The sequence below is a fragment of the Treponema primitia ZAS-2 genome (genome assembly GCF_000214375.1).
GTDB lineage: Bacteria > Spirochaetota > Spirochaetia > Treponematales > Breznakiellaceae > Termitinema > Termitinema primitia.
On the sequence record NC_015578.1, the window covers coordinates 2,629,831 to 2,648,572 of the forward strand.

At 53.9% G+C, this 18,742-nt stretch carries 2 protein-coding genes; one reads left to right on the forward strand and one right to left on the reverse strand.

The window, feature by feature from the left end; all coding sequences use genetic code 11:
* Window positions 1–77 precede the first annotated feature (77 nt).
* Window positions 78–17,210, reverse strand: coding sequence for an Ig-like domain repeat protein (locus tag TREPR_RS11475; RefSeq protein WP_041611164.1), 17,133 nt, complete (start codon window positions 17,208–17,210; stop codon window positions 78–80).
* Window positions 17,211–17,444: 234 nt separating this feature from the next.
* Here TREPR_RS11475 and TREPR_RS11480 point away from each other — a divergent pair, with 234 nt between their 5' ends.
* A complete protein-coding gene (locus TREPR_RS11480; RefSeq protein WP_015708485.1) occupies window positions 17,445–18,737 on the forward strand; it encodes a 3-isopropylmalate dehydratase large subunit in 1,293 nt (430 codons plus the stop codon).
* Window positions 18,738–18,742: the final 5 nt, after the last annotated feature.

Here is an 18,742-nt window from a genome sequence, read left to right on the forward strand (position 1 = left end):
CCCCACCAGGGGGTTCCCCGCTGGGGGTCCGCCTCTGGTGGGTTGCCGTTTACTTATTTTTACCTGTTTTTTCTCCGCTAATTCTTCGGCTTAACATAGTACGCAATCCGGTAGAAGTCGCTGTTGGTGTATCCAATGGCTGCCTTCCAGAACTGGGCTGTGTTATTGCCGGCCGCGGTATCCCGGGATGGCCAGGTCTCAATGCTGGTACGGTTCTCCTTGATCTTATACAGTGCCGGTACCGCCATGGTTTCCCATCCTTTTTGGGATACGCCGTTACCATCGCTGACATCCTCGGTGAATTGGGTGGGATTATAGTAAGCCATCTTCACCCCGTCGTAGAAGTCTGTCATGGTGATATCCAGGTAGGATATCCAAGGCAGCTTGTCCCGGTCCAGGGTAAGATCCACCCAGCGGCCCACGGCGCCCACATCATCCACAATAACGCTGGTACCTGGGGTGTAAGCTGTGCCGGTCCAGGCTAATTTAAGGTAGATCAGGTCCGTGCTGTTGGACTTGAAGAAGGCCAGATGGGCGGCATTGGTAGTTTGATCGATCTGCATACTGATGTACTGCCCGGAGAAGCTGTAGTTGGGGTCCGACGTGTTCATGGCGTATTGTACCGTCCATTGGTTCCTTGAGGGGTTCTGGACTGTGGAGGCTATGGCTAGGCGCACGGTCTGGTTTTCCGCATCGTAATAGGCGATTACCGGCCTGCCATCGCTGAGCAGGTCTATGGCGCTCCATTCCCCGGCCCCCTCCGCCGCACCTACCCGTGACAGGCCGGTACCGGTGCTGGGTCTAACCCGATCTTCGCCTGAGGTGTCATCGCCATCCGAGCCGCCGTCCAGGTTTATCCATCTTCGGGCCCGCATTCCTCCCATATTGTTGGTCGTAAGTGTATTGTTTGCGGAGGCGTTATAATTAGTTTCGGTAACATTGGAGCCTGATTTGCCGTACCAGTACTTCATGGACTTATCCTTGGTGTCATAATAGCTTACGTGCATATAATCGCCCCGGTAAACCACCCGCGGGTTGGTAAACTGATCGATGATCTTGTTATGGAGCACCTGTTCCGGGTCGTAATGGGGATTGCTAGTAGCGGCCCCCGCTTCCCAACTGGAGCTTTGTCCTGCGGGATCGGAGCCTCTGATACCGCCGCTGTTATTTGTATTAAAGGTACCGGCATAGGAACGGGTAATATTCCAGAAAACCGTGGGATATGCCCGGTTTGTGGTGTTTCCGGTGGTCCGCCTGGTGGCTGACATATGGATGTCCGTGTGATCCATGGTACCGCCCCCGTTATAGGCCCAGAGGGTAGTGCGGGCAGCGTTGTTCTTTGCATAGTAGAGCGCCTGGTTGGACAGTTCCGCCCAAGCGCCCCAGAGGGTTCCGTCAGAGGGGTCCATGGTCATAGAGGGGTCCACAGGCCTGGTGCTGCCGTCGAAATACCCCCGGTTGTCGCCGGTGTTGGTATCATTGGACTGCCAGATATGCACCGCATGATCGTCGTTCCAGAGTTCGCCCCCGGGCTCCGCGGGGTTATAGCCCCCCCGGTTCCAGCTGTTCTGATTGTTGTTCCGGTCATTCACCGTTAGTGAGTTGGGAGTCGCGGCGCTGTCGGTTACCCGGATTTGTCCGGTAACCGCCGTGGTAGGCACGGTAAAGACGATGGCATGGGCCGATCGAGTGGAAGTAGCAGCAATCACTTCACCGTCCGCAGTGTAGAATCGTATGACACTCTGGATACTTGATGTATTAAGGTTCCAGCCGTTCATGGTTACTGTTTCCCCTCTGCTGAAGGTAAACCAGCCCTGCTTGGAGCGGATAGTGTGGTACCCTTTGGAACTGTCCCGGGTATAGCCCTGGATATAGGGCTGGATGTCCACGCTGATGCGGTTGTACCCTTCGTTTGCCGTTAAGGGGCTGAAGCCATCGTTGTTTCCGCCGATCCCTAAGTTGAGGTGGTTCCGCTGTAAGTTCTGGTTGCTGGTAACATCCTTGACGATAACTTCGACCTTGATGTCCGAACCAATTATGGTACTAGCCGGTATGGATTCGGTATCCCAGATAAAGGCCCACTCCGCCCGATGCCCATCCAGATCAATATCGTTGAACACATAGGGCTTGTTGGACTGGGTATCGTAGGATGCGGGTATACCGCTGGTTACGGGTATCAACACCCCCCGGGTCGCGTTAGTACCGGTATAGTTTGTATCCTTCTCAAGTATCTTAAATTCGTTGGAGCCTGTTGATGAAGTAAACTTTAGCCATACCTCGCCTATGCGCTGTTCGTCAAAGGCGTAGCCCCGCAGTATTACTGAACCGCTGAGGGTGTCCCGGACAAACTTGGTGGGCTGGCCATTTTCGATGAAGTAGCTCTTCAGGCTGTCGTTAATCGAGGCGGTGGTATTCCCGCTGCGGGGTTCTATGTGCCCGGAACGCTGGATGTTACTAGCGCTTCCTCTGGGGTTAAAGAGACCGGGCCTATTCAGGTTCGAACCGATGCCCGTGGGTGTCGCAGTATTTGTACCGTTGGCCGAGCCTCCTGCGGGGTTGAAGTCCCAGAGCTTAACCTTGGGCTTGACCGTGTCCGCGTTGGCCACATTAAGGCCAATAACCTTTACATCAAAGGGCTGATCCAAATTCGTATAGAGGCCTAAGGGATGGTACACGTATTCCCCCAATACTTGTTGATAAGGATCGGGGTGATCATCCGACTGCATGGGGATCTTTATGGAGTTGTAGACCTTGAGGATAAATTTGGCCCCGTTGTTTCCCACGTCGCTGATGGTATTAAAGTCACTTTCCCGATAGGAATCGACGCCGCTGATGATGAAGTCCTGGCTAACTGTGTTATCGAAACGGTCCAGGGTCAGGTTAAGCTCACTGGCGGTCCCTGAGCCGGCCACTGCGTGGCCTATGGCCATGAAGATGGTTCCGCTGGTGAATCCCGCAGGGGCGCCCACCGCTTCCCAGCCCGTGTCCCCCAGAGTTTCAATGCGGTAGTATTTCCCCGCAGTTAAAGCTGTCGCTGCGGTTGTGGTAGCCGCATAGCCGCTTACATAGTACAGGCGGTAGTGGTAGGGGGCTCCCTCCCCTTCGATATGGACCTTGAAGCCCAGCCGCTTGTTGCGGACCGTTATGTTGGTGGTTTCGTAGTTCGCCGTAATGGTGCGGTATTCTCTTGGGTCGCTGAAGTCGGGGTTATTGCCGCTGCCCAGGACATCCGTAGCGATGGTGACGCTGGTTACCTTGGGGGGATTGTTGGAGAAGAAGATCCGGTATTCATAATAACTGGCATTCCCGGCGCTGTCAAAGACCACAAAGTGTACCTTGCCCAGGCCGTCGTTGAAGGTGGTGGTGTTGAGATAAGAGTACCACACGTTATGAATCCCGTTGTCCGAAATGCCGTCTATAAACCCGTCCTGGTCATCATCATCGGCGGTTTCCGCCGGGCTATTGATCACGATGGCGGAGACATTGTTGCTCCCAGCAGGGACATCCAGTTTTGGAAGCTGGACGTTGTTCAGGCTTCCCTGACTGGGAACGCCCTCCACAACCTGGCGGCCTTTATACACAGGAATGGTGTCCCCTGCCTGATATATGCCCCCGGCTCTTTCCTTAATGGCTATTGGGACGTCCGCAGTACCGTTGTTACGGCTGAACCAGACCACCACCTTGTCGATGCCCTGGACGGTGATCCCCGTATCGGAATCCCAGGCTTCACCCACCAGGCGGTAGTTGGTGCCCGCCGCCACGGCGTTCCCGGTCATGGACCCCCAGGGGTAGTACCGGTCAAGTTTCAGGGGTATGTCCAGTACTGCGGCTGTTCCGATCCCATCCGTTACCCGAAGAGACAGGTTGTAGGGCTTAGCTACACCAAGGCTGATGAGATCATTCGTGTTCAGGGTGAGGGATATTTCGTACTCCACGTAGTATTTACCCGTGCCAGTGTACAAGTCATTGGGGTGGATACCGGCGTCGCTGACCGCTTCCACCACCCAGGTGTCGGCGCTGACCGCCGGGGTTCCGGTGAAGTTCGCCTTGAACAGGGTCCCCAGGGTATTTTTTTCTGCACCGTAGGTCGTGTAATTATAGGACGTACCCTGGTAATAGATAATGTACCAGCGGCCGTTTACCATTTGCTCGGGCCGTTTCAGGTGTTCCAGTGCGGGAACCGCGTATGTATTCTGGGTTGGATACGTGTTGGGATCGAGGGAATTTGGAGCGACCAGGACATTGGTATACGACGAATCGCTTTCCTTTTTCCAGGTGATGGTTGACAGCCCCTCATCGTCCCGTACCCGGGCCTTCACGGTGAAGCTCCCGCTCAGATTCGGCGCTGTTCCTCCGGCCGCCGAAGAATAGGTGGCGCCATCTTTTATAACTCTGTAATCGGTGTAGTATTCCGGCTGCCCGGCCACAAAGACGACCTTGGTAGTCTGGACCAGGCCCTTCTGTTTCCGGGCCCCGTGGTCGCTGTAGGAAGCGTCCCAGGCCATAACTTCCACAGTAAAGCTGCGCTTATCAACATCCCCCACCGGGCTGAGCGATGCGTCCCGGTTAATGCTAAAGGACCATGCGGTAAAGCCCCCGGGGCTTATTGCGGGGGTGAAGCTTCTCCAGCCCACTGCGTTATCCCCGCCGTTGCTTTCATCGTCCAGTTCCCCCGGGGTAGCGACGATGACTTCGCCATTATCATTATCCTTGACCCGGTACACCATGGAATGGACCCAGTCATTGTCCTGGACCAGGCCGCTTATAGAGACTTCGCCACCCACTTCCATTCCGTTGGGATAGTCCTGGTCGTTGGGTGGGGGGAAATTGATGGTCACCACCGGAAGGTCCCCGTTGGGGTTAATCTGGAGCTTAAAGATATCCACCGCTGTTTTACTCGTGGCTCCGCTTGTGGCGTATACCATGGGCTTGGTGGACTCGTTGCCCGCCTTGTCAATTACCTTAAAGCGCATGGGAAGTTCGTAGATCTGAGACCCATTATTGTAGGTAACATAATTCGCCAACGCACCGTCGATTTTGGTTATGTCCAGAATGTCCGGGAATTCGAATTTCCAGTTGTTCATACTGTTACTGCCGATAAGAATGGTTTTATCGTTGCCGTCCATAGTCCCTGTAATAGATTCGCTGTACTTGTGCCAGACCGTGTTTCCGCCGGTTTCCGTTTTTCCTAACTGGTAGTACAGATCCGCCACGGCGTTATCGTCGGAGCTTACCCCCTGGACGATGACCCGGGACTCCACCCACTTATCCTGGTAGGGATCGTTGATCTCCAATACCGGGACTTCGCTGTCAAAGGTGAATTCCCTGGTGATGGTGGTGGTCCGGCCCGCGCCGTCCTTGGCTTCCACATAAATGGTGTGGTCTCCGCTGGAAATCTGGGACGCCACGGCGCCGTTGAAGGCTTCCAGGAGTATCCAGTAGTTGACCAGGCTGCCGGTCTGATTCACGGACGGAACCACGGGCAGCGAGTTGGCCCAATCAGGCGCCGTGCCGATCACCACAAGGCCAGTGGTAAAGTTATTGTCGTCCAGTTTTCCCTTTACCGACTGGATTGTGTTTTCATCCGTAGCGGTAAGGTAGAAGGCAACGTAGGTTTTTGAAGCATCGCTGTTTTTCGCTTCCTTTCCGCTGTAGAAAAGGGGAAGCTTGGTGTATGGCGGCGTCGTGACAGTATCATAGGGATTCCTCAGTCTGAGAACCGGGTTTTTACTGTCGATGAAGAATACGATCTCCGCTTTGCTAAGATCGCTGTTCGCCACCGGCAAAGCCTGATCTTCCGCTTTGAAAGAAATCCGGTACTGACCGTCGCTTAATCCCAAGCCGCCCGAGTCCGTCCCGAGCTTGATCTCCCAGTTCGCCAGTTTTGCTCCCACAGAAATGCCCAGATCCTTCCAGATATTGTAGTTAGCCCCGATAGTGTTCCAGTTGTTGGCGCTATAATCCCATTTTTCCAGCTTGTACTGAGCCAGCTTCAGGCCGCTTTCATCGGAGACATTGCCCTGGATCCGAGGATTGTTCTCGATCAGGGTGGTCGGGTAATCCGGAGGAGTGGGAACGGAGCTGGTCGGGTACACCAGGTTGTTCAGTTCAAATTTCGGGGGCGAAGCGTCGATAGTAAAGATACGCTCGTCCTTGCTCACCCAGCCGTTGCCGTCGGTGGCGGTAACGGTGAAGGTAAAGGTATACACCCCCGGCACATTGCCCGTAAGGGTGGTGAACAGGGCTTTGGTGAATTTTTCTTTGAAGTTTCCGTTAAGGGGCCCGCCGTCGGTTCCGGGGATGAAAGTAGTACTGTGGTAGAAATCAGTTACCATGCCGGTGATGGTGGCGCTGACATCACTGAGGGTGTAATCCGAGACTTTCACATCCGCTTCAAAGTAATAGTTTTCGGTAGTATTCCCGTACACAGTATTGTTAAGCAGGGGCACATCAATCGTTACCAGAGGCTCTGCGCTGTCAATGCGGAAAGCCACCCGCTCGTATTGGAAGAACGTGTTTGCATAGGCTGTACCGTTATAGGTTCCGTTCAGGGTCATGCCGTTAACATTGTTACCGCTGTCATACACCATGATGTCCACCGTATGGTAGCCCTGGTCCAGGATATCGTCATTTTTCTTTTTCAGGGGCAGCTGCCAGGTCCTGCTTTTCCCGCTGCCGCCTATCCATGAGGGATCCGAGACCCTCCAGTCGTTAGCCCCGTTCCCTGCACCGGTATCGTCACCTGCTGCGGTGGAAGCCCCTTTCCAGTCAAAGCGGTAGTAGAACTGTTCTTCCCCGGTTTTGAACACAAAGGAGTATTCATCCGTAAAGGAACCGTTGAGTTTCGGCGCAATCCGATCTGCTATGATGTCCGCCGTACCGGGAAGATTGCCGTAATATGTCGCCTCGGGATAAACAATCTGTGTATTATCTGCGTCGGTACTCTTAATGATGTAGAGCGCGTCCTCGTTAATATTGGTAAAGTTGATCTGCGGCCCTGCGGTATCCTTGTAGAAGGTATAGCCCAGGGGGGTAGTTTTTCTGCCGTTATCCTCGGCTACGAACATTAAGCTATGGGGACCCTGGGCCATGCCGGTCCAACCGGGAACCGTGAAGTTCCAGGCCCTGACCCCTGCTCCGTCCGCTGCCTCAAGCTTGAGTTCCTGATTGGGCACGTAGGAATATTCTATGCCGCCGTCAACGCTGACCTTAAAGGACGCCAGGTTCGGCTCCTTCAGGGTCCCGGTTATCACAGGCTGGGTACCATAGGTCTGAGGCGGGGCGTTGGGGGCGGAGATAAAGGCCAGGTCCAGGTTCAGCACCGGGGCCTCGGTATCCACCGCAAAGGTGGTGTAGGCAGTATTATTCGCCGCAGTTTTGGCGATGGGAGACCCGGCCAAGTCTAAGACCGACTTCCTGGCGGGATCATCCTCCACATAGGCGCTGAAGCTATACACCCCGTCGGCCAGGGAGCCGAATAAACCCGTCTTGGGAATCTCGTACTCAAAGGTATATTCCCTGGAGGAGCCCGAGGTTACCTGGGCTACAGTTACCGTAGCCGAGCTTACGGTTGTCCAGGTGCTTCCGTCGGAGGTGTATTTCAAAACTAAGGTATCAGGCTTAATTCCGTCATCATCTGAAATCACCCCGGTAAGTTTGTACCCCTGGTCTTTGGTATCAATGGTCCTGTAGCTGTTGGGTAGCGGTGCATAGGCGGTGCGACTGTCAAAGCCTGTGAAGAGTATCGTGGGCTTATCCGTGGACTGATCCACAGTGAAGATACGGTTATTGGTGGCAATATTGTTGGTGGCAATATTCCCCGCCCGGTCCCTGGCAATCACGCAGAGCTGGTATTGGATATTATCGCCAATAGTTGTGGTGTCGATAACGCCCCGGTAGGGGGCGGCGGTCAGGGTGGCGGCGGTTCCGGTCCCCAGAATCGTACCACTAAATCTGACGTCGTCCCAGGTTGTCGGAGGTATTTCGGATATAGGCAGGAGCACGTACTTCACACCCAGGACCCCGTTATCGTCCGAGGCGTTGATGTTAAAGTAGATGACCCCGTTCACCCGGTCTGCGTTATCCCCCACCAGGGGGGTAATGTTGGTAACATAGACCTCAGGCGGGGTATGGTCCACCACCAGGGTCCGTTCCAGAACCGCGGTCTTTTGTACCGCATCGGTAATGGTTACCCGGTAGAGGTAGGTTCCGTCAACCAGTTCCCCTGAGACCCCATTGAAAACCGTCTGGTTTACCGTAACATGGACTTTGTCGGCGGTGGCAGGCGGGCTGGTGATATAGCTGCTGGGATCCGTCATGATAACTACCGCAGCAGTGGTATCGGATAGGTCCGCACCAACGCTGCCTGCGAAACGCTCCACCTTTACTGCGGCGCTGCTGGTCCCGCCACTGGGAAGTTTAGGCGACTTAAGCTTATTGGTGTCCCAGGCGTCGAAGCTAAAGCTGAAATCAGAGGTGGCGTAGTTAGCCCCCTGGGCCGGGGTAACGTTGGAAGAGAAATAAAGGTCCTCCACATCATCGGAAGCGCCCTTATTGGTTCTGATAAGCGGCGGGTTCTGATCCAGGTAGAAGTCTACCTTCTTTGGCTCATCGGACCAGTTGCCCCCGTCCCAGGCGACCACCCAGAGCCTGAGCTGGCCTTCGGCTATGCCGAAATCGCTGAGGTTTACCACGCTGTTCCAGGATGCGCCGGGATGTTCGGTTGCCAGCCAGTAACCGCTCGGGGTTGTGAGTGTATAATCATACTTTTGCGGGTTGGTTGCAGGAACCAGATTTCGTATAGCCCCAGTGCGGCTGGGGCCTATACCGTCAAGGTCCTTGGTTCCATCGTCGGGGCTACTATCACTGTAAGTCTCGCCCACCTTTTTTATATAGTAGTAAACCCAGGTTACCGGGTTGGTATCTATGGCTGTACCGCTTATACTAAGCAGTCCCCCCACATTATTACTGCCCTGTACCGGGGAGCTGATGTTTACCACAGGCCCGGCTTTATCGATATTAATTTTCCGGGTCAGGGCAACGGCGTTCCCCGCCGCATCGTAGAGGGTTATCACGTAGACAAACTGCCCGTCTGAGCTCAAGGGATCCTCGGAGCTTATATTCGTCGGAATTCTGGGCAGCCGATAACCGGGAGACAGGGCCCAGGTGTATAACTTGGAATCAACTCCATCCTGAGCCGTGACAAAGTTACCAATATTGGTGAGTGGTACCACCTCGCCGGGTATGCCCCCTGAGGGGATGTACTGTTGGGTAATGGTCATATACAGAGGATTGTTCAGGAGGTTCGCATCCCTGACGGTGCCGCCCAGTTGGAAGTGGTTGTCCTCCACATACTCCACTTCCTGGCTGTAATTTTCAGGCTGGGGGGTGATTTTCCCGTCGGGGATAGTAACGGTGAGTTGAGGGGCGGACATATCTATCCCGAAAAGCCGGGTCGCAGGGGCGCTGTAGTTGCCCGCCTTGTCTTTAGCCACCACATAGAGTTTTCTAACCCCCTCCCCCAGGGCCTGGAGATTGAGGGATCCAGACCAGGGGGCGGTCTCGCCGGCTTTAGCCCAGCCGCTGGTCAAATTCAGTTGGGTTGCATCGGCCAGTATATTGGCCGGATTTTTCACATCCGGTAGGCTGCTGTCGTCAAACTCACTTTCCCTGACTAAATAGTACAGTTCAGCTACCCCGGAAGGGGTCTTCGTGCCGGGCGTGGCAGGTTCATAGTCATGGGAACTTCCGTTGATGCCGGCCAGGGCGCCCTTGAGCCAGGTACTGGCATGGGTAGCATCGTAATTTATCGACACCAGGGGGCTTGCAATGGTAATGCCCCCGCTGACAATGCCGTCCCCATCAAGCTGGGGAGCATGGGAGTCCAGGTTTACCGTACGGATTAATTCGGTGGTTTTTCCTGCAGCATCGGTAACAATAATAGTGTAGATATAGGTACCGTCTTCCTTGTCATAATTCACCGGTAACAGGTAGTCTGCCAGGGTTGTGCTGTTCTTACGGGGCAGACTGGGGCCGGAATTGGCAATTGTATCGGGTACAGCCCAGTTTACGCTGGTGGCCGTGCCGGCCCATTGGTATACCAGATTGCCCCGCAGGGTAGCATCCAACTGAGCAAGCCCCAGCTTACGCTGGTACACTTCCACTGTTTTTACCGCATTGGTATCTGTAGCGGTCCCGCTTAGGGTAAAGCGGTCATTTAACAACTTGGTATCATCGGTATTGATCGCCGTTTCGGTCAGCTCGGGGGGGCTATCATCCACCCAGAAAAAGACATCCTTAATAAGGCTGTTATGACCAACCCCGTCGTAGGCATAGGCCACCAGGCGTTTTCTGCCTTCAGAGGTGATATCCTTTCCGGAGTTTGGGAGGCCTATTGAATAGGTTGTGTTCCAGTCTGCGGTACCGTTTGCCAGCTTCCAGCCGGCTTGCACACTACCGCTGCCGTCCAGGGGCAGGGTAGCCAGGCTGTCGGTGGCGGCCCCTATCCAGGTGTATACCGCAGTCACCGTGCCCGGCGAGGGATCGCTGGCGGTCCCCGTGATATTGACCGAACTGGTATAGATTGCCTCCGCAGTTGGGTTCTCCGGATTAGCCGGTTTTATGGTCAGGGTAGGCATCTCAGTATCCACCGAAATGATACGGGTGACGGTGGTTTCTTTTCCCGCCTTATCTTTGAAGGTAATTTTATAGGTATATTTACCGTCCGCCACCAGGGTGGTACCTGCGCTACTGGGGTTTCGGGGCAGGCCGGTCAGTTCCCACCACCTGGTTCCTGCGGGCCTAAGGCTGGGTATGGAGCTATGGACAGCAGATTCGGTGTACCCTGTCAAAGTGCCGGTATAATCCTCGAGGGTTACTTCGGGCCCCGTATCCTTGGTTTGGGTTATCTTAACACCAGTTAAGTTATTTATGCCATAGGAGTCGTAGAGCGTACCCCCTAAGTTAAACCCTGCGGTAACAAATTTATCCGCAGCCTGGGTTAATTCATCCGCTTCCGGCAGGGCCTTATCCACCCCGAAGAGGTACTGAAACGGGATTGTGGGAGTAACCGAATCGCCCCCAATATTTCCCGCATTATCCAGGGCCACCACTTGAAGCTGGTATTCCCCTTCAACAAGATTACTGATATCAATGGTTAAATTCCACGAATCAACTCCCCCGGAAACGGTATGGTTAGCGCGCTGCCAAGGGGAGGCGGTAAGATTGGCTTTTGTGGCATGGGCTGGAATCGGGGTCACCGTCGCGAGATCTATCCAATAGTAGATATCCGCTATCCCCGACTTATTGGTCCCGGTGTCTACGGCGCTCCCCTTGATGATGGGGTTTCCGTCAAAGTAGGGGAAGGGGGACCCGGCCGGGTTTGTGATGAGGTCCGGGCTTACCGTGGGCGGGGTAGTATCTATGATGATATTCTGGATCAGGGTAACATCATTACCCGCAGCATCGTAGGCGGTGATGGTATACTTAAATTTGCCGTCCAAAGTATACTTGTCCAGAGCATTGGGGGTAAAAATTATGGGAGGATAACCGCTTATACCATAGCTGCTCTTATCGCTATCGATTATGCCGTCATTATTGGCATCGGCATTATTGCTACCATGGTTGGCCTTGTATTTTTCCGTACCTACTGGGTCAAAGGCTCCCGTATCAGCGTTGCTATAAGGCAGGTCGTCAAAACTCCAGTACTGCTGCTGCTTTTTTGAGGTCGAGTATCTGTTCAGAATAAGGGTTACCACAATCGGAGCGGACTCAGGGAAACTGCCGCTTCCCGTCCATTCCTGTTTCAGGGTTATATGGTCTATGGCATTGGTATCCTGCACAAATCCCTTCAGACTAAACCCGGCGCTCTTTATGGCATCGGTCGCAGGATTGTGGTCTTCCACAAAGAGGCTGGGCCTACCGTCATCTTTGGAGAAGTACCGTACGCTCACATGATCCGTATTGGTACCGGGGTCATACACTTCCGGCGTACTAACGTTGCCCAACTGGTCCACCGCGATCACCGCCACCTGGCGTTTGCCCTCCGGCGTACCAGTCAGGGGGATGGTCACATGCCACTGTGTCGTCGCACCGGGCTCCAAGGTTGATCCGCCGCTGTCCACAGCCAGCCAGGTCCCGTCGGGATATACGGGGATCGGCACCGGAGTCGCGGAACTAGGATAGTTATCGTTTTCCCGCAAATCTGTCCAGTAGAGAACCTGGGTTATCGTCCCGGGAACATCGTCCTTAGCGGTCCCTCGGATGGAGATCGATCCCTCGGCACTGCGGTCAGGCTCGATTATATGCACTTTTGGAGGGGTACTATCCACGATGATGGTCCGGGTAAGGGAGGCGGGTTTGTCCGCCCCGTCGATTACGGTTATCGTATAGGTATATTTGCCGTCTACCAGGATGGCTGTCGGGGGATTACCAGCAGCGGACCAGGGAAGGTTAGTGAGGGGTATTTCCAGGTCTGTACCACTTAAGGCGCTGTCATCCATCAGAATTAGCGAGGCAGGAGGAGCTATTGCCGGCGCAGGGGTGGCGCCTGCCCAGGTCTGGGTAATTTTTACGGACTTAAGCTTATAACTGTCGTGCAGTTTTATATTCAGGTCGAAACTTCCGGTCCTGAGGGGGCTTTTGTTACCCGGATCAGGAGAGGGAGGCGTCACCGGAGTAGGGGCGTAGGGGACGGTCACCAGGGGGTCGATCAATGTTTCTTCCACCGTAGGCGCGGCCTTATCCACCCTGAAATTATATTTCAGGGGGAGCTCTGTGGGTTTTACCCCGCCTATATTGCCCGCCTCGTCCGTGGCAAGCACCCAAAGGGTATAGAGCCCTTCAAGAAAGGTATCATCGGAAATATCCAGGGGCACGCTCCATTGCCCCGAGGCGGTGCGCCAGTATGTCTGAAGGTCTTCAAGGGTAATTTGGGTATCATAAGCAGGCGGGGTACTTCCCTGGGGACCGTACCAGTAATAGACTGCGGATACCCCGGAACCGGAATTATTATTCTCGTCTCTATCATCAGCAGTACCCCGGATATTCTGGGTTAGGTCGTACCAGCTATTATCAGGCCGGGTAGTGGTAGCCAGGCTTACTGACGGGAGAGTGACATCCACCTCCACCAACCGTGTCAGCTTGGCTTCTCTTCCCACACTGTCTGTAGCAATAATAGTATACTCATAAGTACCGCTATCATCGGCGTAGACGCCGGAGTTATTGATGGGCAGGTTCTGACTTACCCAATTGTTTTCTTCACCCCTCAAAGGGATAGGGAAAGGGATAGGGATAGGAGTAAAATTTTTGTCGGTAGCAGTAAAGGTAATAACGGGGAAATTATCGTCCCAAGTATTACTAATGGTGTCTTGTTTTCTCTGCTTGATTATAAGGGAGAACAGGCTGTTAGTATCGCCAAACTTTCCGCTAAGATTGAACTTCTGGCCCAGCAGTACTTTTTTATCCGTGCCGATTTCTGTTTCCTCTAACTGCGGGGGATTCAGATCCAGGGCATAGGGGAAATCGTAGAGCTGGCTCAAAGGGCTCACAGCAAAGCTGACCAATTCGGTTTCAGCGTTTGTCTCCTGACCGCTCGGATTGAAGTACGAAAGTTTTTCACTTCTATGATCCAGATCATCAAAGGCGATAATTTTTAGCCGCCGGTCTCCTTCCGCGGTACCGGCAGGCAGAGAGAGGTTAATACTCCAGGAATTGCCATTAAGGTCCGCAGACTTCCATACTGCCTGTATCGAATTCCCATCTGCATCTTCAAGCTGATCCATCCGGGGGCTGAGAGTTCCGGGGTATTCTGCTGCCGTACCATCCCAATAGTAAACCCTTTTCACCGTACCGTTGGCCGGATCCTTCGCCTCGCCGGTCAGCAGGTAGTTCGAAGACAGGCTGTCCGGAGAAAAGTAGACCCGCCCCGTGCCTGAATAGGAAGTCTTCAGTGCCCTTACAGTTACTTCCGGCCCGGTGGTGTCCACAATGGCTGTGAAGGTTTTTGCCGAGCTTCTGTTATAGTCGGCGGCAACAGAGCCGGTGATATCCTTTACCGTGAGGGTATAGGTATAGGTACCGTCTAAACTATGATTACTCCAATCAGGTGAATCAGGGACGGTAGCAGCCGGGTCCGTTTTCCTGGGCAGATTCGGGATATTCAGGAGCGAAGACCCCCCAGAGAGGGTTTGGGTATAAACCGTTGTAGTTACCGCCCCGCCGCCGGCTGCGGGTTCAAATTTCTGGGTCAGGGTTATGGAACCCAGTTCGTTGGTGTCCGTAACGGTCCCACCCAGGGAGAACCCCTTGTCCAGCCGGACCCCCGAGTCCAGGGCTGTCCCGCCGCCTACAGGTATAGGGTAAAAATCAGCGGTGGAAACATCCGGCGCGGCTTTGTCTACACCGAATACAAAGGGGGTATAACTATATCCCGGAGCAGGCGCCCAGTTGTTGTTCTGGTTTCCCGCAAGGTCAAAGACCGCCACGTAGAGCTTGTACAGCCCTTCATCAACAGGCGGGGTTATGGATTTACTCCAATCGGACTCACCTTCGGCGGTGATAATTACCTTTGTCCACCCATTTGCCGGAGTATCAAAATAGGCCCTGGAGGGCGCCGCGGCATAAGTGGTGGAAGGTGCGGCAAGCTCCGCCTTCTGTATCTTATAAAATACCGCGCTTACCTCACGGGCATCGTAGACCTTCCCCTGGATACCGTTAGCACCGGCGCCAATCCAGATTCTGGAATCCGTCGGGGATATGTTGGGTGCGACCAGGGAAATATCCGCTTGAGCGGCCCCTGCGCCTATACCCCCCAGTTTCGGGGGGACTCTATCCACCTGGACCGTCCGCTTCAGTATGCTGGTATTGCCCGCCCGGTCGATTGCGGAAATCTCATAGTAATATTCCCCATCCTGGGTTCCCAAATTGTCAAGCGCCCAATTCTGGAGGCCCGTGTTTGATGGGCTGAAAGGTATGGTCCCTATTTCAACTAACCCGGTCCCGGCATCTTTGACCTGCTGTTTTACCACTATCTTACTAAGGCCGTTGTCATCCTTCACGGTTCCGGACAGCGAAAAACCCGAACTCTTTACTTTTAGTCCGTCATCCCCCAATACCTCGGTAAGGGTCGGGGCTTTCAAATCCAGGTAGAAGTATATCCGCCCGGTATTGATGGTCTCGGTGGCCAGAACACTCTCCAGGGCTTCGGGCCTCAGCTCGTTCTTCTTTCCCCCATGGTCTTTCACTTCCATTTCCAGGGAATACAAGCCATCGTCAAGGGGCAATTCAACCCAGAAGCTTACCGCCTTTAGGTCCACGGTGTTTTTTTCCACCGACAAAGGATGGGCGGTGGGATCCCCTTCCTTATAGTAGGAAAAGCTTAGGGAAGCAGGGTCAATTCCGTCATCGTCCTGGACAACCCCCCGGACAAACCGGTCCGCGGTAATGCTATTGGGGCTGGATGAAGCTTCAAGTTTAGCCTTGGTGTCGGTGGACTGGTCAAAGTTGGAAATCGAAAAAACCGGTTTATCCGTTTCCTGCTCAACCTTTAAGAGCCCGGTCATGGAATTGTAGTTCCCCGCCTTATCCTTGGCCATGAGTACCAGGTACTGGTCCTTGTTTTTATAGTAATCCGGCGCCTCATCCGCTAATGCGCGGGTATCAATGACGACCGAAGCGTTGGAGTCCCCATTTTTGTATACCGGCGCTACAGGGGCGTCAAAGTAATCTGCTGTATCGTACAGGGCCTTAATGTCGGCCTGGCTGTCCAGGGCCGGAAGGGTGTCCGGAATGATAAGGTACCGAAGCTCCCGGCGGCCGGAGGTATCGCTCCCGAAATTATTGGCATCATAGATATTGATATCCACCGCGGTCAGACCGTTCACGGTATACCCCGTAAGGCCTCCGATGGTAGTGCTCCCAGTCACCGGGATCACCCGGGTAATACCCAGCTCAGGCGGGGTCGTGTCTATGTAGACCGTTATGGAGTTGTAGGATTCGCTGGTCTGGCTGCTGACAGTGTGGACGATAAATTCATAGGCTCCGTCTTTAAACTGGTAGGAGGTTAAACCTTCTTCCAGGTCATTTTCCTGAAGATACCTATCCCCTTCGACGTCTTCCGGGTGGTTATAGAGCTTTTTCGGCTCTATCAGGAAGGATTTCAGGACCCGCTCAAGCCGATCCGACCCCTCCACCTGCTCATTGCCGGAATAGCTTTCCCGGGCCAGGACAGTCGCCTGGGCGTCCCCTTCCCTTCTGACCGAAAGGGTCGATGCGCCAATCCCCGATGAATGGCTGAGCCGGGCTTCAATTGTAAAGCCCGAATTTCGATAGGGTTCACCCTCGGGAACCGCAGAAAGCACAATATTGGGGTATTCATTGGGCTGTATGACTTCCATTTCGTAGTAGGACCCATCCAGAGGGTATACCGCGGAATGGGTGTTTCCGATATCCCAAACCTTTAAGCGGTACCGGTAGTTGCCCACCGGCAGACCCTGGGGTTTTTCGCTGGGATCTACCGGCGCAGGGTGTTTAATTGCATAGTATTTAAAATTAACGAATTTTTTTCCGTCCGCAGGGTATTCGGAATCCATGTCCTGCCAGAGGTCATCCAGGGGTTCAGGCCCATTGGCGGACCAAAACTGAATTTTCGGGGAACCCTGACCAATACCCCAGTCATCATTGGCCACGCCCCCCAAATACCCCCCGGAAATCAGTTTGGGCAGGTCCGTGTCGCTTTCCGATTCTTTTATCGGGGTCTGCACTTCAATCACCGGGGCGCCGTTCTTGATCTTATAGGGCAGATCGTCGGTGATCACCTGCTTGCCCGATCCGTCCATGACCCGAAGGGATACCTTTAAATCCCCATTTCTGCCCTTGTAGTACTCTCCAAACACCGTCTCGGTATTCAGGCTTGCTATATAATTGCTGCCGTTGGCGGATGAATAACCCGATGCGGGCAGCTCTATGGGAGCTTGCGCAGGGTCTTCGCTTTTAAAGGTAATATACACCGCGCTGACAGTCATATCGTCCCAGGCGCTTATTTCAAATTGTACATTCGTTCCCATGATAAAGGAATCAATCGGGGGAGACTTCAGACTTACCGTAGGCTGATCTATATCAACCTTTCCGCCCAGTCCTGACTGTATAGGATTTTCGCAGGAAATCAGGATCAAGACGGCCAATATTACGAATGAAATCCGTTTTAACATCATAAACCTCTTCCTTAAAGCCAATTCGAAAAATCTTCCGTCCTAATTATAAATTAAATTTAAAATAAAAACTCCTTTTTCATAAAAAATTGTGTTTTTTTATGAAAAAAACGTATATAAATCATACCTAAACGCTTTTTTGTATACTGAGCCTCCGCAGGGCAGGGCTGGTAGAAAATTACGATTTAATGTATACTATATGTCGGTAATTAAGACCCGGAACAAAAGGAGAGAAGTATGGGACAAACCCTGGCGGAAAAGATCTTCGAGACCCATGTGGCGGACCGGCCTTTTGGGGATACCTGGGTGCTCAGGTTGGACCGGGTATTCTGCCACGAAATTACCACCCCCATCGCCATTAACGATCTGGTTTCCAAGGGCATGGACCGGGTGTTTGACCCTTCAAAGATCAAGGTTGTGATCGACCATGTAAGCCCTGCCAAGGACTCCAAAACCGCGGATCAGGGGAAAACCCTGCGGGACTGGGCGAGGCGCCAAAAAATCAAAGATTTTTTTGACATAGGGAGCAACGGGGTCTGCCACGCCATTTTCCCCGAAAAGGGCTTTGTCCGTCCCGGCTACACCATCATCATGGGGGACAGCCATACCTGCACCCACGGGGCCTTCGGGGCCTTTGCCGCCGGGGTGGGTACCACGGACCTGGAAGTGGGGATCCTCAAGGGGGTCTGCGCCTTCCGGAAACCGGAAACCCTCAGGATAAACCTCAAAGGAAAACTCCGCCCCGGAGTATACCCCAAGGACCTGATCCTGGCGGTAATAGCGAAGATAGGCGTTGCCGGTGCCACCGACAAGGTGGTGGAATTCCGGGGGCCCGTGATCGACGCCATGAGCATGGAGGGCCGCATGACCCTGTGCAACATGGCCGTGGAAGCCGGGGGCACCAGCGGGGTCTGTATGCCCGATCAGGTGACCCTCGACTACCTCTGGCCCTTCATCGGGCCCCAGGGAGATAAGAGCTATGCCACCAAGGAAGAGGCTCTGAAAGATTTTGTCAAATGGCAGAGCGATGCTGATGCAAGCTACAGCAGTATTGTTGAGCTGGACTGTTCAAGCCTGGAACCCCTGGCGACGGTGGAGTACAAACCGGACCAGGTGAAGACCATACGGGAACTTAAGGGGCAGAAGGTGGATCAGGTCTATATTGGTTCCTGTACCAACGGCCGCATTGAAGACCTTCGGGAAGCCGCCAGGATCATCAAGGGGAAAAAGATAGCCCCCTCGATCCGGGCAATAGTTTCCCCGGCCACCACGGAAGTTTTTTCCCAGGCATTGACCGAGGGGCTCATCCGGGTCTTTATGGACGCGGGGTTCTGCGTTACCAACCCCACCTGCGGGGCCTGCCTGGGCATGTCCAACGGGGTACTTGCGGCGGGGGAAGTCTGCGCTTCCACCACGAACCGCAACTTTTTTGGCCGCATGGGCAAAGGCGGCATGGTTCACCTCATGAGCCCTGTTTCAGCCGCCGCTACGGCTATTGCAGGGCATATTGCCAGCCCGGAAGACCTGTAGAACCC

Excerpts from the sequence above, each read along its gene's own strand:
- TREPR_RS11475 (WP_041611164.1), bottom strand. The coding sequence starts at position 17,210 with ATGATGTTAAAACGGATTTCATTCGTAATATTGGCCGTCTTGATCCTG.
- TREPR_RS11480 (WP_015708485.1), top strand. The coding sequence starts at position 17,445 with ATGGGACAAACCCTGGCGGAAAAGATCTTCGAGACCCATGTGGCGGAC.